The organism is Mycobacterium sp. SMC-16, assembly GCF_046250085.1.
Lineage (GTDB): Bacteria > Actinomycetota > Actinomycetes > Mycobacteriales > Mycobacteriaceae > Mycobacterium > Mycobacterium phocaicum.
Genome location: NZ_CP176427.1, coordinates 1,952,129 through 1,976,167 on the forward strand (window position 1 = coordinate 1,952,129; position 24,039 = coordinate 1,976,167).

General features: G+C 65.1%; 21 protein-coding genes and 1 pseudogene. 8 read left to right on the forward strand and 14 right to left on the reverse strand.

All coding sequences use genetic code 11. The features are described 5' to 3' along the window. Window positions 1–170: 170 nt before the first annotated feature. The 4 genes from ACJEIK_RS09410 to ACJEIK_RS09425 all read right to left on the reverse strand — a co-directional run bounded on the left by ACJEIK_RS09410 (window position 171) and on the right by ACJEIK_RS09425 (window position 3,144). Complete coding sequence (locus ACJEIK_RS09410) at window positions 171–1,274, reverse strand: hypothetical protein (RefSeq protein WP_406801309.1); 1,104 nt, start codon at window positions 1,272–1,274, stop codon at window positions 171–173. Between the two features lie 93 nt (window positions 1,275–1,367). Next, window positions 1,368–2,570, reverse strand: coding sequence for a YncE family protein (locus tag ACJEIK_RS09415; protein ID WP_138248537.1), 1,203 nt, complete (start codon window positions 2,568–2,570; stop codon window positions 1,368–1,370). An 18-nt stretch (window positions 2,571–2,588) separates the two neighbouring features. Further along, the gene (locus ACJEIK_RS09420; RefSeq protein WP_138248538.1) at window positions 2,589–2,822 is read right to left on the reverse strand and encodes a hypothetical protein; all 234 of its coding nucleotides are present in this window, start codon (window positions 2,820–2,822) and stop codon (window positions 2,589–2,591) included. Between the two features lie 46 nt (window positions 2,823–2,868). Further along, window positions 2,869–3,144 (reverse strand): DUF4242 domain-containing protein, encoded by a 276-nt coding sequence (locus ACJEIK_RS09425; protein WP_138248539.1) that lies wholly within the window; start codon window positions 3,142–3,144, stop codon window positions 2,869–2,871. 327 nt (window positions 3,145–3,471) lie between these two features. On the opposite strand from ACJEIK_RS09425, the gene ACJEIK_RS09430 reads away from it, so the two are divergent. After that, window positions 3,472–4,659, forward strand: a complete 1,188-nt coding sequence (locus ACJEIK_RS09430) for a PGRS repeat-containing protein (protein WP_163692683.1) — start codon at window positions 3,472–3,474, stop codon at window positions 4,657–4,659. 69 nt (window positions 4,660–4,728) lie between these two features. Then, the gene (locus ACJEIK_RS09435) at window positions 4,729–7,617 is read left to right on the forward strand and encodes a BTAD domain-containing putative transcriptional regulator (protein WP_406801310.1); all 2,889 of its coding nucleotides are present in this window, start codon (window positions 4,729–4,731) and stop codon (window positions 7,615–7,617) included. A 62-nt stretch (window positions 7,618–7,679) separates the two neighbouring features. Here ACJEIK_RS09435 and ACJEIK_RS09440 read toward each other — a convergent pair whose 3' ends face one another. Together ACJEIK_RS09440 and ACJEIK_RS09445 are read right to left on the reverse strand one after the other, a co-directional pair. Then, the gene (locus ACJEIK_RS09440; RefSeq protein WP_406801311.1) at window positions 7,680–8,255 is read right to left on the reverse strand and encodes a hypothetical protein; all 576 of its coding nucleotides are present in this window, start codon (window positions 8,253–8,255) and stop codon (window positions 7,680–7,682) included. A 17-nt stretch (window positions 8,256–8,272) separates the two neighbouring features. Continuing rightward, window positions 8,273–8,842 (reverse strand): hypothetical protein, encoded by a 570-nt coding sequence (locus tag ACJEIK_RS09445; protein WP_406801312.1) that lies wholly within the window; start codon window positions 8,840–8,842, stop codon window positions 8,273–8,275. 247 nt (window positions 8,843–9,089) lie between these two features. Between ACJEIK_RS09445 and mddA the strand changes: the two genes are divergently transcribed. Then, complete coding sequence (mddA, locus tag ACJEIK_RS09450) at window positions 9,090–9,914, forward strand: methanethiol S-methyltransferase (RefSeq protein ID WP_226521356.1); 825 nt, start codon at window positions 9,090–9,092, stop codon at window positions 9,912–9,914. Here the strand turns inward: mddA and ACJEIK_RS09455 are convergent, their stop codons facing one another. The 5 genes and pseudogenes from ACJEIK_RS09455 to ACJEIK_RS09475 all read right to left on the reverse strand — a co-directional run. Continuing rightward, window positions 9,915–10,709, reverse strand: a complete 795-nt coding sequence (locus tag ACJEIK_RS09455) for a carboxymuconolactone decarboxylase family protein (RefSeq protein ID WP_226521357.1) — start codon at window positions 10,707–10,709, stop codon at window positions 9,915–9,917. Window positions 10,710–10,725: 16 nt separating this feature from the next. After that, entirely contained in the window at window positions 10,726–11,538 is an 813-nt protein-coding gene (locus tag ACJEIK_RS09460) for a mycofactocin-coupled SDR family oxidoreductase (protein ID WP_406801313.1), read from the reverse strand. Then, window positions 11,535–12,365, reverse strand: coding sequence for a mycofactocin-coupled SDR family oxidoreductase (locus ACJEIK_RS09465; protein ID WP_406801314.1), 831 nt, complete (start codon window positions 12,363–12,365; stop codon window positions 11,535–11,537). Before ACJEIK_RS09465 ends, ACJEIK_RS09460 begins: the two co-directional genes overlap by 4 nt. A gap of 20 nt (window positions 12,366–12,385) precedes the next feature. Continuing rightward, on the reverse strand, window positions 12,386–13,843 hold the full coding sequence (locus ACJEIK_RS09470) for an aldehyde dehydrogenase family protein (RefSeq protein ID WP_406801315.1): 1,458 nt from the start codon (window positions 13,841–13,843) through the stop codon (window positions 12,386–12,388). Beyond that, a pseudogene (locus ACJEIK_RS09475) lies at window positions 13,840–13,983 on the reverse strand (cytochrome P450); the annotation flags it as partial. The gene ACJEIK_RS09470 and the pseudogene ACJEIK_RS09475, both read right to left, overlap by 4 nt. Window positions 13,984–14,087: 104 nt before the next feature. On the opposite strand from ACJEIK_RS09475, the gene ACJEIK_RS09480 reads away from it, so the two are divergent. The 5 genes from ACJEIK_RS09480 to ACJEIK_RS09500 all read left to right on the forward strand — a co-directional run bounded on the left by ACJEIK_RS09480 (window position 14,088) and on the right by ACJEIK_RS09500 (window position 21,879). Then, complete coding sequence (locus tag ACJEIK_RS09480; protein ID WP_103799478.1) at window positions 14,088–15,221, forward strand: tyrosine-type recombinase/integrase; 1,134 nt, start codon at window positions 14,088–14,090, stop codon at window positions 15,219–15,221. A gap of 170 nt (window positions 15,222–15,391) precedes the next feature. After that, a complete protein-coding gene (locus tag ACJEIK_RS09485) occupies window positions 15,392–16,705 on the forward strand; it encodes an IS256 family transposase (protein WP_052536990.1) in 1,314 nt (437 codons plus the stop codon). Window positions 16,706–16,985: 280 nt separating this feature from the next. After that, window positions 16,986–19,265 (forward strand): tyrosine-type recombinase/integrase, encoded by a 2,280-nt coding sequence (locus ACJEIK_RS09490; RefSeq protein ID WP_406803090.1) that lies wholly within the window; start codon window positions 16,986–16,988, stop codon window positions 19,263–19,265. Continuing rightward, complete coding sequence (locus ACJEIK_RS09495; RefSeq protein ID WP_103799476.1) at window positions 19,262–19,822, forward strand: DUF6262 family protein; 561 nt, start codon at window positions 19,262–19,264, stop codon at window positions 19,820–19,822. The genes ACJEIK_RS09490 and ACJEIK_RS09495 overlap by 4 nt, the downstream gene beginning before the upstream one ends. 1,181 nt (window positions 19,823–21,003) lie before the next feature. Then, complete coding sequence (locus ACJEIK_RS09500) at window positions 21,004–21,879, forward strand: hypothetical protein (protein ID WP_258045173.1); 876 nt, start codon at window positions 21,004–21,006, stop codon at window positions 21,877–21,879. 144 nt (window positions 21,880–22,023) lie between these two features. Here the strand turns inward: ACJEIK_RS09500 and ACJEIK_RS09505 are convergent, their stop codons facing one another. From ACJEIK_RS09505 to ACJEIK_RS09515, 3 genes are all read right to left on the reverse strand, one after another. Next, window positions 22,024–23,262 (reverse strand): helix-turn-helix domain-containing protein, encoded by a 1,239-nt coding sequence (locus tag ACJEIK_RS09505; RefSeq protein WP_103799474.1) that lies wholly within the window; start codon window positions 23,260–23,262, stop codon window positions 22,024–22,026. After that, window positions 23,259–23,717, reverse strand: coding sequence for a hypothetical protein (locus ACJEIK_RS09510; protein WP_103799473.1), 459 nt, complete (start codon window positions 23,715–23,717; stop codon window positions 23,259–23,261). Before ACJEIK_RS09510 ends, ACJEIK_RS09505 begins: the two co-directional genes overlap by 4 nt. A 76-nt stretch (window positions 23,718–23,793) precedes the next feature. After that, window positions 23,794–24,033, reverse strand: a complete 240-nt coding sequence (locus ACJEIK_RS09515) for a hypothetical protein (RefSeq protein ID WP_103799472.1) — start codon at window positions 24,031–24,033, stop codon at window positions 23,794–23,796. Between the last annotated feature and the right edge of the window lie 6 nt (window positions 24,034–24,039).

The following is a 24,039-nucleotide window of genomic DNA, read 5'->3' on the forward strand; positions in this document are numbered from 1 at the left end:
CGGCGCGTCCGCGGCTGCGACGGCAGTAGGGGCGGATGGTAAGGATCGACTACGAACTCAAGGTGAACGGCGGGCGACCTGTGGTCACCGTGAGGCGCGGATATCGTTGATTCAGTGCGTATTTCGCATTGCTGCGGCTGTCTGTGAGTTACCTCCGGATGTGCTGGGCCTCAGGCGGCGGCCTGCGATGTCGACGTGACCTTCTTGCCCTGGGACTTCTTGCCGGACTTCGTCTTCGGCTTCTTCGGGGCGGTCTGCTTCTCGGCCTTGCTGCCGGTGTCCGACGTGCCTGAGCCGGCGTTCGAGTTGGTTGTTGCCCCGGTCGTGTCGGGCTTGGCGCCGGAGTCGGTGTCGTGCTTCGTCGTCGAGACGGTGTCGGGCGCCGTTGAATCCTTGGTGTCTGTCGGATCTTTGGGGTCTGCCAAGTCTTTGGTGCCCGTCGTCGGCGGCGTGGCCGATGTCGGTGCAGGCTTGACCGCGGGCTTGATCTTCGTTGCGGTGATCTTCGGGATTGCGGTGGCCGCGACCCCGGCTGCCGGGGTCGGCGTGACGGCCGCGATCGGCGCCGGCTGGGTCGCCAATGCGTTGGCAATGGTGTTCTGCGCGAACGCGATTCCGTCGATGACCTTGCCGGCGCCGGTGTTGAGGCCTTGGACGACGAGTTTGACGCCGTCGACGACGGCAGTGGCGAGGTTGCCGATGTTGATGGGCAGTAGGGCCGCCACGATGTTCTGGGTGGCGATGATCGCCGAGGTCGCGACAGCGTTGAACCCGCCGAGCAGACCGGTGCCGAGACCGATCAGCGCGACCGGGACTGCTTGCACCAACGCCTGGTCCACCGCCAGCACGCGTTGGTCGCGCGCTATCATGGACAACAGGATCGGCCCGCCGATGACGGTCACCGCGCCGATGACTCCGGCTTCGACAGTGCCGAGGGCGCCGACGAAGTCTCGGGCCAGAACCTGCTGCGCGACGGTGACCACGAGTCCCGGGATGGCACTGATGGTCTGCCCGACGCCCTGGCCTGCTTTGGCCAGTCCCGCCCCGATTGTCACGAAGTCGGTGATCTGGTTGGCGACCCACTGCTTGAACGCGGGGAACTGCAGGATGTCTGCGATGGTGGCGGTGAACTGGATGTTCGGCATTTGGACGCTGTGTATCACCGGTGCGGGGAGGGCCCTCAACACCGGTGGCGGCGGAGCGGCGACGATGACGCCTGCGGCCATGACGGCGGCGGCGGTGGGCAGGCTCAAACGGGCTGTGAGGGTATGCATGTGAAGCTCCTGACCGAGAGGGAACTCAAGCAATATTGACGGTAGCGACAAATTTGCCTCGGTGCTGAGCAATCGCCAAAGTTCGCGCCGCTGTCAGTGCTGCGGTCGGTGCCCGTCGGGGTGGAAGGTGCCGGGCGCCATTTTTGGGGCCTCGGGTTCGGATGCCAGGGTGCGTCGCAGGCGCTGGCCCAATTCATGGTTCTGCACGGGCTTGCCCACGTGCGGCGCGAGTGTGCGCGCGATGGCCTGCAGCACGGGCTCTCGCGGTGGGATCGGAATGAAATGGTCGCCGATGACCAACCAACCGCCGCCGCCGGCGGCCGCGCCACCGAACAGCTTGCCGACCAGGTCGGGCAGGTCGAGGCCGCCGGCCGGAAGGTGCAGTTGAGCGAGCACCGACACCGTGTTGTTGTACCGGTTGGTGACGTAGATTCGCGAGCCGTCGGGCGAAACGGCAATGGCCCCTGCGTAATTCCCGATGTTGACGGTATCCGTCACCGTCATGGTGGCGGTATCGATCCGACTCACGTCGCCGGTCAGTTGGGTGACGTAGACCGCCGAACCATCGGGCGCGACGGCGATGTCGGTGAGCTCTTCGCCGAGTGGGAAGGTGACGCTGGTGGTGACCGCGCCGGCGCCGACATCAACGATGGTCACATTACTGGTGGTCAGACCGAACTTGACGTCGCCCTGCACATAGAGCCGACTGTTGTCGGGGCTGACGACGAATCCGCCGATCGGCTTGCCGACGTCAATGGTCTTCACGATGTTGTGGCTCGTGGTGTCGATGACCCAGATCAGGTCTCCGCCGTAACCCGCGACGTAGAGGCGGGCGCCGTTGGGGCTGACGGCGAGGTAGTACGCGTCGTCGACCTTGATGGTTCCGGTCACCGTATTGGTGGCGGCGTCGATCAGCATGACTTTCGGGTCGGAAGTGCCATCGGTATCGCCGCCTGAAGCGAGATAAACGGTGGAACCGTCGGGGTGAACCGCCGCTGTGCCGGCCCAGCCGGACAGCACCACGGCCACAACGGATTTGGTGCTGACGTCCATCACCGACAACCCGCCCAGATTGTTGCAGTACAGCCGCGTACCGTCCGGGTGTACGACCAGCTGCTGGGCGCCGGGTAATCCGATGCCGGGCCCGATGGTGTCGACCACGGTGTTGCTGACCGTGGCGATCACCGAGACCGTCGGATTGGCGATGTTTCCGACGTACAGGCGGTCACCGGCCGGACTCGCCGCCGCCGCCGTCGGTCCGCCGCTCTCCGGAATCGTTGCGATGACTGCGAGCATGGCGAAAGCTCCCTTGGCCTAAAGGGATTCGACAACCCGGGTCGCGGTCGGCAGGTCGACACCGGCCTCGTCGCGGTACGCCTTGATGGCCGCGATCTTGTTGCCGGCGGCCAGTAGTTCGAGCACGCGGTTCGACACCTGTGTTTGCGCCATCGACCGCACATCGGGCAGTGGGATGCCGGTCTGCGCGTAGAGATGTCGGACCAACTGTTCCAGCGCCCCGAGCCGCTCGTAGATATCGTTCGTCGTCACGTCGCCAGTGTGGCACCTATGCGCCGGCTGTGGGCCGAAAGTGCCATCAGGTATCGGCGGACTCGGGGCCGAATTCGTTGGCCAGCACCGCGACTTTGTCGGCGGGGAAGCCACCTCGACGTGCGTGCTCACGGATCGCGTCCTCGCTGGGCGCCTCGTGGACGCAATAGATCTTGTCACCCGCCACGTAGCTGGTGATCCAGCGATAGGGGACGCCGAGGTTCGCCACGACATCGTTCGACTTCGTCGCGATGTCGGCCAGCTCCGCCTCGGTCAGCTCGCTGGCTCCCGGAATCTCCCGCTCGATGAGGTAGCGCTTCATGATCTCTCCGTCCCTGGGTCTGGTGTCCGCAACTGTCGTCGCGGTCGTCTCGAAGAATGCGTTGCCTCGATTGCCGTGGCCTTGACGGAATCCTGAAATCTGCAGGTCACGGCGGTGCACAGCGGGCCGCTCGGCTCAGTTTCGCCGGCCTGTGTTTCACAACTGCTTCAGCGGCGCGCAACGGCCCCGGTAGACCGTCGACCGGTCCGATGGCTTCGTCGGGCAACGACCTGATCGGGAACGGAGAAGACGGTGGTGGACATGAAGTCAGTCGGGCGGGTGGGTCCGCCGGTAATTGCTTTGGGTATTGGAATCGCCATGCTGCCAATGGCATTCGCTTCGCAGGAGGCGTCATCTGCGCTGCCGCGCCATGTCGATGTGGTGACGGTGCGGGCCGCGACGCAAGCGGAGCCAACCAGGGCTGCCGCGCACTCCGCGGATCCGACCGCGCCGCGTACGTCAGTGGAACCCGTTGTGGTGCAACCGCGGTCAGGTGATTCCGTCGACGGTCCGCACGTGGTCGCGAGCCGTCCACCGCACCACGAGCCACGGGTGCGCGTCGCGGGCGACACGGCGCTCGTCTTCGGTCCCGCGCTGCTCGCCGCTACGACGGTGCGCACGCCCGCCGGGGGCGGGGCGCCGACGGCGCTTCAACCGGGCGTCGGCGGCGATCCTCTGGGTGAGCTTGTCGGCATCTTCGTGAGCAACGGCGACGCACCGGGTGAGAACGGCGGGCTGTTGATCGGCAACGGTGCAGATGGAGCCGCGGGCCAGAACGGCGGCCGGGGCGGACTGCTCTTCGGCAACGGCGGCAAGGGTGGCGATGCGACCGCAAACCAGGGACCGGGGAACGGCGGCAACGCGGGCTTGTTCGGAAACGGCGGTGACGGCGGCGCGGGTGCCAACGCGTCATCGGCCGATGGCGGTATGGGTCATCCGGGCGGCACCGGCGGGAACGGCGGCAGCATAGCCGGCAATGGTGGCAATGGCGGTAGGGGTGGTAACGCCACCAATGTCGGTACCGCGGTGGGTGGCACCGGCGGACATGGCGGCAGAGCCGGGACATTCATCGGGACGGGCGGCCGCGGGGGTGACGGCGGTAACGGCGCGAGCAGCCAGGGTCAGGGTGTCGGTGGTAGTGGCGGCGCGGGTGGCGACGGTGGATTCTCCGGGACCGGCGGCGCGGGCGGAGCCGGTGGCAGCGGAGCGGGGGTGAGCGCCAGCGGCGGCTACGCCGGTTCCGGCGCGAATTCACAAGTCGGCAGGGGTGGCGCCGGTGGAACCGGCGGCGCGGCGTCGTCGACGTCGGGCGCGGCCAAAGCGGGCGGCGGCGGTCACGGCGGCAACAGCGGCCCGCTGAGCACCGGCGGCCGTGGCGGCGACGGCGGAAATGCCACCACGAAAACCGGGACCGCCAAGGGAGGCGACGGTGGTGACGGCGGTAGTCCGAAAGGTACTGGCGGTACCGGCGGCCAGGGCAACAACGGCAATGGCAACAATGGCAGCAACGGGTAGGTGGTGCACCGGCACTGATTGCCGCGATTGCCGGGCGTCGCGCCGAAACTTGGAGGACGCTGTACGTCGATGGCGGTGGAGTTTCGGGTGCTCGGCGACGTCGAGGTGCTGGTCGATGGCCGGCGCCTCGACGTCGGTCATGCGCGCCAGCGGTGCGTGCTGGTGTCATTGCTGGTCGACGTCAATCGTCCGGTGTCGTCCGATCAGCTCATCGACCGGGTGTGGGCCGATGAACCGCCGCACAAGGCGCGTAATGCTTTGGCGGCGTACATCTCTCGACTGCGTCAGCTCTTCTCGGACGCCGATGGCGTGCAGATTGTCCGGGGGCCTGCCGGCTACGCGCTGCAGGCCGATCCGCGTACCGTGGACGTGCATCTCTTCCGGGACATGCTGGCCCGGGCTCGGGCGGCGTCCATCCCGGCCGAGGCCGCCGGCCAGTTCGACGCCGCACTGGCGCTGTGGCGCGGGGAGCCGTTCGCCACAATCGACACGCCGTGGGCCAACGAGGTGCGGGGTTCGCTTGAAGCCGAACGGTTTTCCGCGGTGCTCGATCGTAATGACGCGGCGCTCGGTGCGGGGCGCCACGGTGAGTTACTCAATGAGCTGACGACGACGCTGCAGGCACATCCGCTCGATGAGCGGGTGGCGGGACAGCTGATGCTGGCGCAGTACCGGTGCGGGCGACAGGCCGCCGCCCTCGATACGTACCGCGCGATGCGCGAACGGCTTGTCGAGGAACTGGGCGTCGACCCCAGTCCGGCCCTGCAGGCCGTCCAGCAACAGATACTCGACGGTGATCCCGCGCGGCCCGTCGCGCAACCCGCTGCGGCTGCCGCTCCGGCGACGGAACCCGTCGTTCCGCGGCGCGTAACCCGGCTTGTCGGTCGCGACGACGACGTACGGCGCGTGCTGTCCGCGTTCGGCGACGGGCCGGTCGTCACCCTCACGGGAGTCGGCGGCGTCGGCAAGACCCGGCTTGCCCTCGAAACGGCGGCGCGCGAAGAGAGCAATTTCGTTGACGGCGTGTGGGTTTGCGAGTTGGCGCCGCTGAGTGACGGCTCGGCCATCGGCCGCGCCGTCGCTGCCGCGCTGCGGGTGCAGGCCGGGTACGGCCAGGACGTCGACGATGCCGTGATCGATCATCTGCGTCCGCTGAAACTGCTGCTGGTCATCGACAACTGCGAGCACGTCCTCGCCAACGCGGCCGCCCTGATCGACCGGATCACCTACGAGTGTCCCGGCGTGCGGGTATTGGCGACGAGCCGAGAATCCCTCGGGGTGGAAGCCGAACGCCTCGTGCCGGTGCATCCGCTGTCGGAGGACGATGCCGCCGTGCTGTTCGTCGACCGGGCCAGGGCCAGCCGGCCCGACTTCGACCCCGATCGCGAGCCGGCGGGTGCCGTGGCGGAAATCTGCCGGCGGCTCGACGGCGTGCCGTTGGCCATCGAGCTGGCCGCCGCCCGGATGCGGGCGATGTCGAGTGGGGACGTCGCCCGCCGACTGGACCGGTTACGCCTGCTCAGCGGCGGTAAGCGCGGCGCGCACCCGCGGCAGCAGAGCGTCACCGCGACAATCGACTGGTCCTACCGATTGCTCTCCGAAACCGAACAACAGTTGTTCGCGCGATTGTCGGTGTTCGCGGGCGGGTTCGATCTCGACGCGGTTCACGGTGTGTGCGCCGATGCCGGCACCACCGACGATGACGTGTTGGACATGCTCATGGGCCTGGTCGACAAGTCGATGGTCATGGTGCGCACCGGCCCGACCGGCACCCGCTACGACGTCCTGGAGACATTGCGCGCGTACGGGCGGGAACGCCTGCAGGACAACGGGACCGCCGACGCGGTGGCGTCGCGCCACGCGACGTACTTCGTCGAACTCGCCGAGCGCGCGTCGGCGGGAATGCGCGGCCGTGACGAAGCGGCCTGGGTGCAGCGGGTACTGCCCAAGGCCGGAACGACTTTTGTCGCACCGGATTTCGACAATCTGCGGACGGCATTCGAGTTCGCGATGGCGAGGCACGACATCGACCTGGCGCTGCGGCTGGCCACGTCGCTGCCGGAGATCCACCTTCGGGTGGGTTATGACCCCATGGACTGGGTGGAGCGGGCGATCCAGGCCGCCGACCGCCAACATCCGTTGTTTCCGGCCGCGGTCGGCACCGTCGCGCGCGGCTACCAGGTACTCGGGGAGTTCGCGCACGCGCGGACGATCATCGCCTTGGCGGAAGGCCGCGAGCCGGCCGCGGGTGTGTCCTTTCTCGCGTACCCGGCCGATGTGCTCGCCGACGTGGTGATGAATGACGGCGACTTGTCGACCAGCACAGCATATTTCGAGGACCTGTTCTTCCGGTCGGGCGAAGGCACCGATCCACTGCGGAGGCTGCTGGCGGCGGAGCGGATCTCCCTCGGATACCAGGCGATGGAGACCAACGACGCGGCGTTGCCGGCCGCGCGGGAAGCGGTGCGGATCGCTGACAGCGTCGGGAACCCCACGGGACGGGCGCTGGCGCGCTGCGCGCTGGCACGGGCGCTTGCCGTCAGCCGGCCGGACGATGCGTTGCCGATCATCAGCGACGCCCACGAGTTGGCCTCCGCCGTGGAGAACACCTGGCTCATCGCCATGGCCGAAATGGAGTCGGCGACCATTCACGCCGCCCGCGGTGACCGGCGCGCGGCAGCGCGGGGCCACCACGTGACACTCGAGATGTTCGTGATCGCCGGACCGTCCAAAGTCATTCCGTTGCAGTGGGACAACCTGGGACGCATGGCGCGGTTCCTGCTGCAGGCGGGCGCCACCGCAGAAGCCGCGGCGCTGCACGGGGCTGCCGTCGCGGCAGGCCGGCGACCACCGCTCAACGCCGCCGAGGTGGCGCAGTTGGACGGCGTCGAGGGCGTCGTGCTGACGGGTACGGAAATCGTCGACTACGCGCGAACGGTGTTGCGCCGCTTCATGTGAGACGCGCAGAACTTGTCGGACCCTTCTGCTTTGATGGTGTCATGTCCACCACCGCCGGTCGGCTAGGAACAGCACCCGTCGCAGACGCCGGGCGCGGTGAAGTCCTTGGTGATCTGCTGGCTGATCTGCGTCCGCGCACCACCGTCGGCGTCGATGAATGTTGCCGCGGCATAGATCTCGTCGAGGTCTTCGCCGGTGACCCGGTCGGGGTCGTACCACTTGGTGCCGTCGGCATCGAGGTCGTAGGTGCGCACCGACAACTCACGCTGGTATTCCAGGCCGCCGGGGCCGGCCCGGAGAAAACCGCCGGCATCCGAATGTCTGTGCGGCACTCTGAGGTAGGCGATGCTGCTGTCTCCCTCGTGGCCATGGCCGTCGTCGTCCTGCAGGTAGTAGACCATGTGGCCAGGCTTGGCCGGGTTGTCGTCGATGTGGATGAGGTAGCCCTCTGCGTCGGCCTGCGTCATCGGGAAGACGCCGCGGATGGTCACCCGGTACGAGCCCGGCTTCCCGAAATCAGGGCAGAGGAAAAGCGTTGCGCCGCTGGGCTTGGGAGCCGCGACCGCGGGTGCGGTGGTAACGGCGGACACGGCGAGTACGGTCGCGGCGAGCTTCACCGGCCATGAGTGGTTGTTCACTGTCGTTTCCTTGCGTCTCAGTGGCAGCAGCCGTCGCAGATGCCCGGCACCTCGAAATTGCGCGTGATCACCTGCGTCACGGCACGCCGTTCGCCGCCACCACCGTCGCGGAACGTCGCGACGGCATAGACCTCGTCGACGTCGTCGTCGGACCCGGGCTGCCGGTAGTCCTCGTTGAAATTCGGTCGGGGGACGACCATTTCGCGCCGGTACTCGAGGCCACCGGGGCCCGCTTGCAGATAGCCCTCACTCGTGGTCTGGGTCGTGGGGTAGAAGCCGTAGCCGATGTCGTAGTCGGAGTTGTTGCCGGGATTGTCGGCCTTGAGCTGAACGCGCAGCCCGCCGGGACCGGAGCCACCGGGATGATTGCCGTCGTTCATGTGGATGAGGTAGCCGGCCGCGTCGGGCTGCTGCATCGGATAGGCGCCTTTGACCGTGATCCGGTAGCTGCTCGGGTTCCCGATGTCTTGGCAGATGTAGAGCATGGCGCCGTCGGTTTGCGCGGGCGCCGCTACGGCGGTGCCGGCACCGAGGCCGACGATCGTCGCGGCGGCGGCCACGCCGCCCAGGTGGATGATTCCGTTCATTGCTGCTCTCCTCTGGCAGTGGGGGTTGTCGCACTGACGGTGCGCGACTGGCGTTGCCCGCTGCTGAAGAAGTCGTGAAAGGCGCAGGTGACCGGCACGCGCCGACGGCGGAAGCAGGGCGCACGAGGTGTGTGTGTCTACCGGGGACCGCGTTGACCTCGGCATTTCATAGCGGTGCAACGTTTGGTGCAGAGCCGGGACGCATCGTCGGGTGACTACAAAACTGCACTACCCGAGAGGAACTCCCATGAGCCCCACACCGCCGCCGGATGTCGTTGCCGGACCGAAGATCACCAGCTGCCCGGTGCTCCGTCACCCCGCCCACCGGCCCGACGATCGACCGGGAGTCCGCGCGGCCGCGCTGGCCTACGGCGCGGTGAGCTACGCGTTATTCCTCGGTGTGTTCCTGTACGCCATGTGGTTCGTCGCCGATGTCATCGTGCCGCGCAGCGTCGACCGCGCAATCCACGCGCCGGTCGGACAAGCGGTGATCATCGACCTCGGCTTGTTGAGCGTTTTCGCGGTCCAGCACAGCGTGATGGCCCGGCCGGCTTTCAAACGGTGGTGGACCCGTTTCGTGCCGGTCGCCATCGAGCGGAGCACCTACGTGCTGTTCGCGTCTGCGGCGCTCGCCCTGGTGTTCTGGCAATGGCGCTCGATCGACACGGTGGTGTGGCAGGTGGATTCCGAGCCGGCTGCCGTGGCGCTGTACGCACTGGCGACCGCGGGCTGGATGACGGTGCTCGCTTCGACGTTCATGATCGACCACTTCGAACTCTTCGGCGTCCGCCAGGTGGTGCTCGCGTGGCAGTCGAAGGCCCACGCGGACAAGGGTTTCCGCACGGTGCTCCTCTACCGGCTGGTGCGGCACCCGCTGATGCTCGGATTCGTGGTCGCCTTCTGGGCCACGCCGACCATGACGGCCGGGCACCTGCTGTTCTCGCTCACCACGACCGGGTACATCCTGGTGGCAATCCAGCTCGAGGAGCGCGACCTGATCGCCGCGCTGGGCGAGCAGTACCGTGCGTATCGCGACCGCGTGCCGATGCTCGTGCCGAAGTTGTGGCGGTGATCAGCCCGCCTCGGCCGCCCACTCCTGCGTCACGCGCCGTTTCTGCTCGGCGGCAACCTGACTCAGATGTGCGGCTTTCGGCCATCCGCAGTGTGCGGCGAAATGCAGCATCAGTTCGTCCATCTCGTCGAACGACACGTCGCGGCTCTTCAACGCGGCGTAGACGTGGCTGACGATGGGAAACGGCGCGTCCTGGAAGGCCACACAGGCCACGGTGATCAGGCGCCGTTCCTTTCTCGCCAGCCCGGGCCGCAGCCACATTTCGCCGAAGACGAAGTTCAAGATACCGGCGCCCTGGAATGGGTTGTCCTGGCCCGGTGCGAACGGCAGGCAGTTGATGTCCTTGAAGCACTGCGCGCCGGCGGCCAGGCGTTCTTCGGGGTCACTGGGAGTGGGAAGCGGCAGCAGCGGTTCGGGCTCGGGTACCGGCAGGCCCCGCTCCTGATGGATGCGGTTCCACTCCTGGTCGACGATCATGTTGAAGCGGGAAGCCTTCGGCCAGCCGGCATATACGGCGAAGTGCAGAATGGTTTCCCGCATCTCGACGATCGTGATGTCACCACTGTTGAGGGCAGCGTAAGCATGCGCGCGCAACGGATCTTCGGCATCGGCGTCGGCGACGCAGGGGAGGGTGATGAAGCGCCGTTCGCGCCGGCTCAGGCCCGGCCGCTGCCACACATCCCCGAAGATGACGTCCATCAAGTGGTCGTCCACCGGGGTGGATTGCGGTGGCGCGGCAACCGTCATGACTTCGGCGTAGGCCAGCCTGCCGCGCTCGGTGTCCAGCTCTGTCATGCTCGTCCTCTCTGGCTCACCGAATGGTGACGCCGGCATCGACTTTGAGTTCGAGGCCCGTGACGTAACGGGATTCGTCGGACATCAGGTACAGCACCGCGTTGCTGATGTCGATGGCCTCGGCCATGACGACCGGTAGAGCATTGGAGAAAAGCGGTGCCAGATCAGGCCGCGTCTCCCGGATCAGGGCGTGCAGGGACGGCGGCTGCATTCCGGTCGGCACTCCGGTGGGATGCACTGTGTTCACTCGAACACCCTGCGCGGCAACCTCATTGGCCAGGCTCTTGCTGAGCCCCACGATCCCGTGCTTGGACGCGGTATAGGGGAGGTGAAGCGGTGTCCCTTTGGTACCGGCAGCGGAGCTGATGTTGACGATGCTGCCGCCGCGGTCGATCAGGTGGGGCAGCGCCGCTGCGCAGGTGTTCCACGTCCCGATCAGGTTCACATCGACCACGGCGCGCCATTGTTCTGCGGTGGTGGTGTCCCACGTGCCCGCGGTGAGGACCCCGGCATTGGCAATGGCGCCGTCGAGGCCGCCCAACTGCTGCACGCCGTCGTCGACTGCCGCGCGCAACGCGTCGGCATCGCGGACGTCGACGACGTACGTCGCGGCGCGGCGTCCGGATTCCCGCACCAGTCTGGCGGTTTCGTCGAGATCGTCGCGCGTGGCCAGTGGGTACTCGAGGACGGCGAGGGACTCGCAGATGTCCGCGAGAATGAGATCGGCGCCCTCCTCGGCGAGGCGCACCGCGTGGCTGCGGCCCATCCCGCGGGCCGCGCCCGTGATCAATATCTTCTTGCCGGCGACTCTGCCGGTGCCGGCATTCACAGCTTGTTGCAGAAGCCGGCGTCGACCGGAAGCGTGACCCCGGTGATGTATTGCGCGGCATCGGAGGCCAGGAAGGCGACGGCGTGGCTGATGTCTTCTGGTTCGAGCAGCCCGACAGGCATGGGGTTCTGCAGATGTGGGCCGCCATCGGGGTAGTTCTCCAGAAACGCCGTCATGGCCGGATTGACCGCCATCATGGTGTTGACGGCGGTCGGGTGCACGGTGTTGACCCGGATGCTCTGTGGGGCAAGCGCATTGGCCAGTGTTCGCATGAGGCCGACGATGCCGTGCTTGGACGCCGCATAGCCCAGACCGCCGGCCTGCGAACCGCCGAAGCCCTTCAGTCCGGCAGTGGAGCTGGTGAAGATGATCGACCCGCCGCGTCCGCCGGCGATGATGTGGGGGATCGCGGCCTTGGCGGTGTGCAGGGCGCCCGTCAGGTTGACGTCGATGACGTCGGTCCACATCTCGAGTTCTTCTTCGATGGTCAGCTCACGGAATGCCATCGTGGCGATGCCGGCGTTCGCGCAGACGATGTCGAGGCGACCGAATTGCTCGACGCCGGCATCCACCGCTGACTTGAGTTCGGCGAAATCACGGACGTCGGCGACGGCGGCGACGATCTTGCCGCCCACTGATTCGACGAGAGCCACGGTTTCGGAGAGCTCGTCACGGCTGGCCATGGGGTAGCCGTTCGACGCGATGTCGGCGCAGATGTCGACGGCGATGATGCCGGCGCCTTCTCTGGCCAGATGCACGGCGTGGCTACGCCCCTGCCCACGGGCCGCTCCGCTGATGAAAGCGACCTTCCCGTCCAACGATCCCATCTGAACTCCTTGCCGTGTACTCAAAGTTGGGTGTAAACCGTCTTGGTCTTCAGGAAGCTCTCGATCCCGTCGCGCCCCCATTCATGCCCCCAGCCGGACTGCTTGTAGCCGCCGAACGGCATCGAATGGTCGAACACCATCTGGCAGTTCAGCGTGACGGTGCCGGCGTCGAGCCGTTTGGCGAGCCGGTGTGCGCGGCCGATGTCCTTGGTCCAGGCCGTCGCGGCCAGTCCGTACTCGGAATCGTTGGCCAGGGCCACGACCTCGTCGTCGTCATCGAACGGCAGGATCGCGACCACCGGCCCGAAGATCTCCTGCTGGTACAGCCGCGCGGTGGGCGCGACATCGGTGAGAACCGTTGGGTGCACGAAGAATCCACTGCGATCCAGCCGGTCTCCGCCGGCGACTATCTCGACGCCATCCCTGCGGCCCCCATCGATGAAGCCCAACACCTGGTCGAGCTGCTTGGCGCTGATGATCGGGCCGATCAGGACGCCGTCTTCTGTCGGTGCACCGAGCTTCACCGAGTTCGCGATGTTGGCGACGCCCTCGACCACCTTCTCGTACACGCTTCGCTGGGCGAAGATTCGCGATCCGCTGATGCAGCCCTGCCCGGAATGGATGAAGATACCCATCGCCGCCATCGTGATGGCGGTGTCCAGGTCGGCGTCGTCGTAGATCAGCACCGGTGACTTGCCGCCCAATTCGAGCGCGACCCGCTTGAGATTGCCACCGCCGGCGGCTTGCACGATCTGCTTGCCCACTTCGGTGGAGCCGGTGAAGGCGACCTTGTCGACGCCGGGATGCGCGGTGATCGCCGCGCCGACCGTGTGGCCGTATCCGGTGACGAGGTTGACCACGCCGTCCGGTACGCCGGCCTCGGCCAGGATTCGCTCCAGCAGCAGGGCCGAAAGGGGCGTCTCCTCAGCGGGTTTGACGACGCAGCTGCACCCCGCGGCCAGCGCGGGCGCCAGCTTGGTGCACGCGTTGAACACCGGCCCGTTCCACGGGAAGATCAGCCCGACAACGCCGTAGGGCTCTTTGAGTGTGTAGGCGTGCATGGTGGTGAAGGCGCCGGTGATGCCGCCGGTCTGCTGCACATCGTGGGCGATGCCGTTGACCTTGGTGCACCAGCCCGCGTAGTAACGGAACGATTCGGCGCACGTCGACATGATCATGAACGCCTGGAAATACGGCATTCCGGTGTTGAGGGAATCGATCTGGGCGAGTTCGTCGGCGTGCTGGTCGATCAGATCGGCCACCCGCCACAGCACCTTGGCCCGCTCGTTGCCGGGCAGCCCGCTCCACACCCCCGAGGTGAAACTCGCGCGCGCACGGGTCACGGCAGCGTCGACCGCTTCGGCGCCGCCGTCCCGGAATTCGGCGATCACCTCCTCGGTGGCGGGGTTGATGATCGCGATGACGTCCCCGTGGCCCGGCCGGTTCGTGATGTCTTCCAGGACCGACTGCACCGTCATCGCCGCACCTCGGTGAACTCGATGTGCAGCTCGGTGAGGCCGCGCAGCAGGAACGTCGGCTCGTAGCCGTAGTTGCGATGGCCCGGGGCGCCATGCTTGGCCTCGCTGATCCGGATGTCGCGCATCCGATCGAGGAATCTGTAGGTCTCAGGGATTGTGCGCTGCGTGTCGATAGCAGAGTCCGCATCGGCGTGTCGAATGCAAATCTGTAGGTAGTGCCTTCTGTATCGGTTACGTTCGGTTCATGCAGCCGCGGTACCGGTATGAACGCGCGGTTTCCGTTGGATCCGTGCCCGTGTTTGTTGTGGTGGATCGGACCTACACGCAGCATCCGGAGGCGGGCGAGTATCTGCTTTGGTTGAGGGATCGAGACATGTCTCCAAATACCCAGCGGATGTATGCAAGCCGGATCGCTCGGTTCTTGTCGAGTTGTGACCAATTGTCGGTTGATTGGCGGCAGTTGGACTGGGACGTGTTGCGCGGCTACCGCGATCAGCTAGTCCATGAGCTACTGGAACGCGGGGGGCAGAGGAAAGCAAGCACGGTGAACTCGCATATGCGCTGTGTTGTGGACTTCTGCATCTTTGCGGTGCACATGGGCTGGATGCCGCCCGAACTTGTCCGGCAGTTGCAAGCTCGCGTCCGACCGCCGAAGACTGGACTCCCGGCTTCGGGTTATCGGGACTCGATGCTGGTGACGCAGCCGTTGACCAGCGTATTGAAGTTGCGGGAAGCCAAGAGCCGACCGAGAACTGTTGAGTATGAGCATCTTGACTTGGTCGCCGGTGCGGCGGTGAACGCACGGGACAGGTTCTTAGTGGTGTTGCTGCTGCAGACCGGTTTACGAATCGGTGAGGCGCTAGGCTTGCGCCGCAATGATTTGCATTTCCTTCCCGATAGCCGCAATGCCGGTTGCCGGCTGCAGGGCCCGCACTTGCACATCGAGAGGCGGGTGAATCCGAACGGCGCATTGGCGAAAAGCCGTAATGAGAGAACCGTTCCTGTGACTGCTGAATTGGTGGACTTTTACGTCGACATGATGTTGGAGAAGGTAGAGGCGATTCCTGCCGAGCATCACTCGGACATGGTGTTTGTGAACACGTTCCGCGAGCCACTAGGGGATGCGCTGTCTTATGACGCCATTCGCTACATCTTTGACGCGATCTCAACCAGGGTTGGCTACCGGGTCACTCCTCACGTTTTGCGCCATACCTGCGCATCGCATTGGCTCGATCATGGTACGGATCGAGATGTGGTGCAGGAACTGCTCGGTCACGCGGCCCCTCAATCGACAGAGATCTATTTGCATCCGCGGAGTAAGCGGCTACGAGAAGCAGTGGAGCGGGCGTCGTGGCGGGTTCAGCGAGTGCGGCAATGACGGCACGAGCCCGATCTACGGCCTCTCGGTTGCAGGGAGCAATGATCAGAACCTGTGGATGAGCCTCGGCGAGGCGGCGTAGGAAAGGGCGCACCTTCCCGAGGATGATCTGAATGTCGAAGGTCTGATCAAGAGCCGGCGTTGGCGCGCTGGTTCGGGAAGGTACGCCCATGCTCACGGTAGTTCACGATGCGGATTCATCCAACGAGGATGCTGGCTCGTCGCGGTCGTTGCTCGATGAGATTGTCCGCGACGGTGCCCGCCAGATGCTGGCCGCAGCGTTGCGGGCTGAGGTCGCCGCCTACATCGAGGCTCATGCCGGTGAGCTTGATGAGAACGGGCACCGGCTGGTGGTGCGCAATGGCTATCACCGCGAGCGCGAGGTGCTCACCGCGGCGGGCGCGGTGAGTGTGACCGCGCCGCGGGTCAATGACAAACGTGTTGACCCGGACACTGGTGAGCGGCAACGGTTTTCCTCGGCGATCCTGCCGGCGTGGGTGCGCAAGTCGCCGCAGATGACCGAGGTGTTGCCGTTGCTGTATCTGCATGGCTTGTCGACCAGTGATTTCGGTCCGGCGTTGGAGCAGTTCCTGGGCTCGGGTGCCGGCTTGTCGGCCACGACGATCACCCGACTCACCACGCAGTGGCAGGACGAGGCCAAGGCCTTCGAGGCCCGTGATCTGTCGGGCACCGACTACGTCTACCTGTGGGTCGACGGCATCCATCTCAAGGTGCGCCTGGAGCAGGAGAAGCTCTGTTTGCTGGTGATGATCGGTGTGCGCGCTGACGGCCGCAAGGAGCTGGTCGCGCTCACCGACGGGTACCGGGAGTCGGCCGAGTCGTGGGCTGATCTGTTGCGGTCGTGCCGACGTCGCGGGATGACCGCACCGGTGCTGGCCGTCGGCGATGGGGCCCTGGGGTTCTGGAAGGCCGTGCGTGAGGTGTTCCCGGCCACCGGCGAGCAGCGGTGCTGGTTTCACAAGCAGGCCAATGTTCTTGCCTGCCTGCCAAAGTCGGCTCATCCGGGGGCGATCGCGGCGATGCGGGAGATCTACAACGCCGAGGATATCGACCACGCGCAGGTGGCGATCAAGGCGTTCGAGGTGGACTACGGCGCCAAGTACCCCAAGGCGGTCGCCAAGATCGTCGATGACGCCGATGTGCTGCTGGAGTTCTATAAGTACCCGGCCGAGCACTGGGTCCATCTGCGCACTACCAACCCGATCGAATCAACGTTTGCCACGGTACGTTTGAGGACCAAGGTGACCAAGGGGCCGGGTTCACGCGTCGCCGGAATGGCCATGGCTTACAAGCTGATCGACGCCGCGCAAGCCCGCTGGCGAGCCGTCAACGCACCGCACCTGGTCGCTCTGGTCCGGGCCGGCGCGATCTTCCACAAAGGCAAACTGCTCGAGCGACCCACCGACATCACCCCGTCGGCGGACTCGGCACCGACCGAATCAACTGGAACGGAGGTCGCCTGAAACAAGCCGATCCACAGGTATTGACAATTCCTCGTTGCAGGTTGTCCGTGACGACTCAGATGTCGCTCAATGGCGGGCTTGGCTGCGAGAGCACACTCCTGATCCGTGGCGACCTGGCGAATGGGACGCGCAAACGCTGGTGTTCTGCGGTGACGAACACAACCCACAAACTTTCGTGACGCGTTGCCCAGACTGCCGTGTGCTCACCACGCGCACGACTTACTGCGACTATTGCATGCGAAGACACCGGCAAGCCAAGCTGCGCGCCAACGGAACTGACGTGCCCGAGAAAGTGACGCGAACACGTAAGCAGCAGATGACGTTTCCGGATCGAGAACGGTGCGTCATCACGCGCGATGACCGGAGATGCCCGCGCGTCGCCGATACCAAGAGCCTGTGTCACTACCACTACTACCAATGGCATAAGCGGCAGCGAAGGATTCGGTCGGGCACTATAAGGGAGCCCAACGCGGTGGCCCAGTCGTTGAACGTGTGGATCGAGCACGGGGGGCCCCACTCGATTCCACCCCCGCTCGATCTAGCGGAGTGTCTTGTTGCGGCCTGCCAGCTGCCGGCTAAGACGTCACGAATTCCGCTGTGCTCGATCCACTATGGGCGCTGGGAGCGCGAACAATCCGACAAAAGCCACGCCGACTGGGCCCTGTGCGCTGATCCGGCGTTGAACGCTAATCAGTTCTGGCTAGGGCAACTGCCACCGTTGGTGATAGACGAGATCCTCTACGCGCTAGCGGTGCGCGATAGCAGAAACCGCAAGCTCAATCCGAGTGTGATCCGTTTGGCCGTCAACGGACTCGTCGAGTATGGGATCGAATCGTTTGCAAAGCTGACCGATAGCGAGGTAGCCGACATGGAGACCCGCCGCCTCACCCAGTCGTATCGATCAACGGTTTTCGAGTTCGCCCGCGATGTGCGGGAGGGGTTTCGGTCATTCCAGGGTGTCGACCTGAAAGGTCAACTGCATTGGGATCCCGTCGAGATCGGCCTTTCTCGTGACCCGTCGCCGCTACGGGGCACGCGACGCCGAAAGGGCGTCGACTTCACCCTCATCGAACAAGAATGGTTGCGCACAGCGGCAATGAACTACTGCCGCGATCTGACGACGACTACCTATCTTTACGATGCGTACAGAGCGGCGCTGTATGGCTCTGAAGTGTTGGGCAGACGACGGGACCGAGGATCGGATCCTTCTCAGCTCGGACAACGCGACGCTGACCGCGTCGCCAAACGGATGGCCGAGGAAAGCGATGCCGACGGCCGGCTGCTGAACCGCGCCTACCGGATGGCGAAATACAACGTATTCTTCAAGATCGTTGAAAGAGGTGTGCAACTCGAACTCATCACTGGTCTTCCCACAACGTTCGCCCGTTCCAAAAAGCACGTGTTTCACCAGGCCGAGCGGCGCAACCGTGAATCGAAGGACACCAAGGCATTACCGGACAGCGTGGTAAGAACTCTCGACGCGAATCTTGACCTATTGGCCGCTGGCCGACGTCACTACCTGATGACCGAACCCCAAGTAAGAGCCATGTTCCGCACCATCTATCTGTTGATGCGGGACACTGGTCGTCGACCGATCGAAATCTGCGCCCTCCGCACCGACTGCATCGGCGGAACCGCCGATGAACCCGTCTTGCGTTGGTACAGCTATAAAATGGGCCGACCGGGCCGCGATCTTCCCATCGAAGCTGCTCTGGCCCGAGAAGTCCAGGAGTGGCTGTCTGTGCGTGGAGCGCTGAGCATCCCAAAAGCCTCACGCCCGTGCCTGTTTCCGGCGGTGAGTGAGGTCGCGGCGGAGCCCCACCTTCATCCAAGGTATTTCGCTGCCACGTTGCGACTTTGGGTTCAAAGCATCCCGTTCATCGGGTCGGGCATCGTCGACTCCGACGGCAACGAGATTGATTTTGATCGGTCCAACATCTATCCCTACAGTTTTCGTCACACTTGGGCGCAACGGCACGCCGACTCGGGCACCGAGATCGAAGTCCTTGCCGAGTTGCTCGACCATGATGGCCTAGATACGGTCGGCGTCTATTACCGGGTCAGTGACAAACGCAAACGCTCGGCAATTACAAAGGTCGCCCAGCACACGTTCAACCACCTAGGCCAACCCCGCCCGCCGGTCGATGCATCGACCTACCAATTACGGTCGCTCGCAGTGCCGTACGGCAACTGCACCGAACCAGCCAACGTCAAATCAGGTGGCCAGACCTGCCCGATTCGATTCCAATGCTCGGGCTGCGGTTTCTACCGACCCGACGCCTCCCACCTGGTGGCCATCGAGCAGGAGATCCACGACCTTCGCAAAAACTATGAACACGCCCTCGCCATGGAGGTCGAACCCTACGTCCTGCAGTCCATCGACGGCCAAATCGCCAGCTACCTCCGCATCGTGGCGGAAATGAAGAAGAGGATCGACGCCATGAGCGAGGACGACCGCAACAACCTTCTCGAGGCGGCAACCATCATGCGGCGCATCCGCGCCGGGCAGCGCCCGCAGCTGAAAATTCAACCGGTCACTACATCCGAGGACCCCCGATGACGACCGCACCCGAACCCAGCCGTCAACGGCCCCCGCATCTGGCGGCCGCACAGCACAAGCACTCGCGTGACAAGCGGCAACGGGTGCGGGCCGCGCTGCAAGCCATGATCGACGAGGGCGCCACCGTCACCTTCGCCGCAGTGGCACGCCGCGCCGGCGTCTCACGATCGCTGGTTTATACACCCGGCGTCCGAGAAGATATCGATATCGGGCGGGCACAGCCGCTGCGGTCCATCCATCGACCCGCCGCGGCGCCCGTGCCTCGCACGGAGGTGCTGCTGTTGAAGACACGGAACGACAAGCTGCGCAGTGAGGTTGCCCAGCTTCGACGCGCTCTGCGCGAAAAGCTGGGCGCCGAGGTCGAATTCGGAGACGCGGCTTCGCTTCGACGCGAGATCGACGAACTCCACCACGACAACGACTCCCTGCGATCTCAGGTCACTGAACTCAACGCACGAGTCGAAGCTGAACGCATACAGCGCATCGAGGCAGAGGACGCGTTAAGCGCCTCACGTGAACTCGTCAAGAAGATGATCAGAGACGACAACTCCACCTGACTGCCACGCGTCCGGACAGTACCCGGATTCGTCATCCATGTCGCCGGGGTCTTCGCGGGAATCTGTACCGCGGCGACATATGAGATGCACACTGCTGCAGCTTCCGGGGCGTGCGGCAGGCCCGGGTTTCGGCCTGGCGGGCGAAACCGCAATTGAGTTTCAGCAGCCTCATATCCGCCCTGCGTTTCCTAGAACCGGCGCTTCGCGCAGCCGTTGCCGACGTCGTGCTACAGATGTAGCGACATTCTCGGCGCATCCTTGTCGGCAATACCGCGGGGGGAGCAGCCCTTTCGCCCCATGCACTGATGACTTAGCCCGTTATCGCGGCGAGCTGGCGGCTGTCGACAAAACTAGTCGGCCGTCGTCGAGTAGGACCGCCCATCTGCGGGCGGCCGGTACGATCATCTCGTCGCCGACGTAAACACCGTGGCCGGCGGTCGGCCCGAAGTCCTCGATAATGACCCTCGAACTTCATCGCCGGTGCTGGTGTTGACCAACACCGGCGTGTCGACGGCAAAACCCTTCGTTGGAGTTGCTTATCTGCTCTCTTTCGCCAAGATGTCGGGCGACCATGACCGGCCAGCCCGATCCGACAGGCCACGCAGCCGCGGCAGATTGCACGATCCGGGACCGCCACGTCGATGACATAAGGGTCTTGGAAGTCAGCGGAACGGTCGACACTCTCACCGCCCCGCAGCTCGAAACAGCGTTTCACCGCAACGGCCGCCTCCCCCCCGCGCGGTAATCGTCGACCTCAGCGCCGTGGACTTTCTGGCCTCCGTCGGCATGGGACTACTGGTGCAAGCCCACTGACCTGGCCCCGCGAATCGGATTCGCCGTCGTGGCCGACGGTCCGGCCACCAGCCGTCCGATGAAGCTCACCGGTGTCACCAACATCGTGACCGTGGTCCCTACCCTCGACGAGGCAGTCGCCGCAGTCGCCGCAGTCGCCACATAACTCTCGACGGGCATCGTGGCACGAGCATTTCGCGGTGAAATGGTGGGTGGTCATCTAGGGTCTTGTCTTTCGCTGCCGGCAGGCGGGGGTCAACAGGATTACTCCTTCGAGCCGGTTGGGGTTAGATTCCAGCCGTATCGCGCGCTGTTCATTGGCTCTTGGGTGGAGCCGCCAGCTCGGCGAATCCTTCCTTTATGCCTGGACGTCGAAAAAATCGGTCGACATGACGGCTTTGGGCGTGTCACCCTCGATCGCTGTGAACCAGGATTCCGACCTTTGCGCGAGCAACCCCGCCATGGTGGAAGCCGAGTACCGACAACGCGTCGAACGTCACCGCAGCCAGGCGCGCTCCCGCTACCGCGAACATCTGACGGATATGTTCGACCAGCTCGGTGTCGCAGTTCCCGATGAACTCGCCGATGCGACGCTGGACGCGCTGACCGTGTGGCGCTACATCGACAGCGGAGCCCGCTGCCATTGTTCCTGCCATCCTCGACTGCCAGAAAGCGATCTGCACGACTACGGATTCGATTGTCCCTGCTCACGCACACCCGAGGCCCGTCGTCACGCCGTGAACCAGTGGCGCGAGAGCATTGCGCGGTTCTGGCAATCGCCTGAGGGCCAACGGATCACCGCCGCGGAGCAGGCCGCCGACGCCGAACTGCAGGTCTGGCTCGCACGGCAGCCGGGCGTCCTTGTGCACAGCCACGGCGGCCTGGCTCCCGAACAGTGGCGCGGTGAAATCGATGGTCATAGCTTCTATTTTCGCGAGCGCCACGACCAGTGGTACATCGAGCTCAATCTACGACCGAGCGGCCGTTTCGTTCGGACTGTGACCGGCGCTGGCGACGACGGCGCGATCCGATACCACGAGCGCGAGTTGCAGGGGGGCGACGTCATCGCCACCGGCACCACCGACACCGAAAACTATGGGACAACACCCCTGGAGCGAGCACAGTTCATCGTGGACATGATCCGCACCCACCTCACCCGACGGGAGTGCATCCATCACCTCGACGCCCTGACAGCGATCCAGGCCGCGCTCGGCACACCACCCCGCTGGTGCCCCGCGTGCGGCATCCGACTGCCCTCGCCGTGAGCCGCCGCGAAGTGCCCTTTGGGGGTCTATTGGGGGATGCGCTCGTGAGGCAAGCCGTGGTGGACCCGTTGTGTGGCAGTTGGATACAGCCCCGTGGGCACCGGCGTTACCTCATCAGATTGTCACCGGGTGGCCGACAGAATGTCACCCGGTGGTCGACGTGTTGAGGTGGTTGGCCCATCTCGGGTAGCTACCGACGCTGCGCAGCAGCGGCGAGGCCAGCGCGGCGACGATCTGCTGAGGATTGTCGCCGAGGTCTTCCAGGGAGGCTTCGGTCACCCGTTCATACAGGTCTGCGGTGTAGACCGTGCCTCGCTCGCCGAACCTTTCCTCAGCCAATGTCAACGATTGTGCGCCGCGCAGCCCGTTCATCGACAGTGCTAGGCGCCAGCTGCCGGTGAAGCCCCAGCGCCGGGACACCGCTGCCGCGAGCCGGGCGAGCAGACTCAAGTGACCGAGGATCAGCGCTTCGAACACAACGGAGGCATCCGGGGGTGGCGGCATCACGTTGCCAAACGACCAGGTGGCCACGGCGCGTTCGGAAGCCAGGATGAGTCGTCCGGATTCGGTGAAGACGACTTCGGCGGCGTACTCCTTGCCCTCGAATCGGGCGCCGTTCGCCATTCCGGTGGTGACCGCGACTCCGTCGGCGCGCCGGGCGAAACCGCCGGCTTGGGCTAATGTCGGCGCGTACTGCTGGTGTTCACGTGTGACGGCGGCGTGGATGAGTTCGATTGCGGTGGAGGGCCATTGCGGATCTTCGGTCAACGCTACCAGCATCTCCTCGGGTGCCCCGAGGGGGTCGGCGACGGCCACGAACAGTGGGGCGTCGGCGCCGACGAGGTCGGTACGGATCGCGCTGGCCTCGGCGCGCAGGTCGCGCCGGTCGGCGAGGCGACGGTCCAGTAGTCGTACCACCTCGGTGTTGGACAGCACGCGGTTGGTCTTGTCACCGCGGCCGTAGTAGCGGCCGTCGGCCATGTGTGGTGCTCGCGGGGAGACCGGGATGTGCACGACGAGATAGCCGTGTCCGGGGCGGGTGGTGGATTCGATTTCGGTGGTGCGGATCTGGACGGCTTCCTCGACCCGCATGCGGGCGATCTGCTCGATGCGTTCGGCCAGCCCGTCCAGCGCGACTGGTGACAGGCTCGGCGGTGAGGTGTCCTCGTCGACTCCGATCACGATGATGCCGCCGTCGAGGGCGAACGCGGCGATGTCGTTGGCCAACTTCTTGTTCGCCGAGTTTCCCGACTCGAGTTCGCGTTTGATGTCGAGACGGTGGGTCTCTTCCAGAAGCCCGTTGCGGGCGCAGTGCGCCAGCTCCTGTTCGGTGCGCGGATCCCAGTTCAGCGGTAGAGACTTGGGCGGCTGGTCGTTGTTCATCGGTACTGGATGTTGGCGCTGGCGAAGTACCGGTCGAACTGTGAGCTGGGGCCGTGGACCAGGCTGTCGAGGAGTCGGGCGCGTCGGGCTTCGGGCTCGGTCACCCGCATGCCGATGATGCCTTTGCCTTTCTCGCTGATTGGTTGGCCGCTAGGCAGCTCGCCGCGGTGGCCGTCGACGCTGAGGAGCAGGTCGCGGTGAATCACCACGCCGTGGTAGCGGATGTCGAACCAGTGACCGTAGATCTTGTTGTCCGGGAATCCGCCGGCCTGCGACCACGCCTCGGTCCATGGCTGCCCGTCACGGTGGTCTTTGCCCCAGGCCAGGGTGATGGCGGCGTCGTCGTGGAACACGTACACGTTGTGATGGCCATCGTCGGTGACGACGTCGGTCACCTCCGTCCAGTGCTCCGGCAGGCTGTTTTCCACGGTGTCCAGGATCGTCAAATAATTCATCGTCAATTCTCCCAGGTGTTTTCGTCAGGTGATCGGTATTGCTCTGTGGTTGATGGTCCGGATCGCCGCGAGGCGGTCAGGTACCGAGTTGTTGGCGCAGGGCGTCGAGGTCCTGTTGCGCGAGGTCCAGGATTTCGGCCGCCGCCGGCGGGCAGTACCTGATCGCCTTGTCGTTTTCGACGATAACCAGGTGGGTGTCGCCGGCGAGGATGAAGTGGGCCTTCTTACCCTTCTTGTGGGCAGCGCACGGGCGTTCGTGGTTGGTGCGCGGGGTTTCGACGCGGATGTGGCGCAGGACCGCTTTGGTGGTAGGCATGCCGAC